Origin of the sequence: Klebsiella sp. KTE92, from assembly GCF_000398905.1 — a bacterium.
Classification (GTDB): domain Bacteria; phylum Pseudomonadota; class Gammaproteobacteria; order Enterobacterales; family Enterobacteriaceae; genus Klebsiella; species Klebsiella variicola.
Genome location: NZ_KB976100.1, coordinates 3,258,006 through 3,258,925 on the forward strand (window position 1 = coordinate 3,258,006; position 920 = coordinate 3,258,925).

2 protein-coding genes are annotated in these 920 nt (G+C 42.3%); both read right to left on the reverse strand.

Annotation, left to right across the window (positions count from 1 at the left end):
• Positions 1-11 precede the first annotated feature (11 nt).
• The gene (locus A1WC_RS27985; RefSeq protein WP_004217423.1) at positions 12-128 is read right to left on the reverse strand and encodes a hypothetical protein; all 117 of its coding nucleotides are present in this window, start codon (positions 126-128) and stop codon (positions 12-14) included.
• A gap of 45 nt (positions 129-173) precedes the next feature.
• On the reverse strand, positions 174-920 hold a 747-nt coding region (locus tag A1WC_RS10090; RefSeq protein ID WP_016161338.1), incomplete at its 5' end, for a formylglycine-generating enzyme family protein.

Here is a 920-nt window from a genome sequence, read left to right on the forward strand (position 1 = left end):
AAGCCTTTGCATCAGGCAGTCATTGTCCCCGTCGGGTGCTGGTCGTCGATCATGGCAAGATATTCTGACATCAGGCTATCCGGGACAGGTTTAAATAGTCTCTCCGGTTTATTGGAACATTCATTCAACGTTGTTGCTCCGGTTAAAATGATATATGTCACCACCAAACGACATTATTTATTGATGACGCAACGGAAAACATACTGCGGACCAACACCATATTTTTCATAATCATCGTCTTTATTGATCTTTGGAACTGGCAAATCTGATTGTCTGAACACGGTTAAAGCGTATTGTCTGTCACCGCCAACATTCCCGCGGAGGACTTTTTCGGTCCCCTTTACGGGTCCCTGAGGATCGTTTACCGGAGAATGAGAGTAATAATCTGACGCATACCAGTCATTGGTCCATTCTGAGCCACTAAGTCCCATATCATACAGACCCAGGGGGTTTGGGGGATATTTCCCCACTGGATAAATAGGAATACCTGCTCCATCAGTATATTCACTCAGCTCATCCTGGCTGGGGATGTTTTTACCGGGCAGGAACTCACCATTATTCGTTGCAAACGGAATGTATTGCCCTCTGGATCTTGCTGCATATTCCCATTGCGCCTCTGTTGGTAAATCAAATTTTTTACCAGACTCCTTACCTAACCACTGACAATAGTCTTTTGCCTGTTGCCAGGTGATGCCAACAGAATAATCACTTTTTTGCAATGATGGGTAATCTTTTAGCAGAATATTAATGGGTGGTTTTTTTACTCCTGTTATCTGCAGATATTTATTATAATCATCATTGGTGACTTTGTATTTTGATATTGAAAAATCGCTTAATACAACCTTATGTAATACCTTGTCATCCTGGTTTATGCTGAAAGGCAGTTTTTCACCGACTAATGGGCCAAAATCCCCCATTAA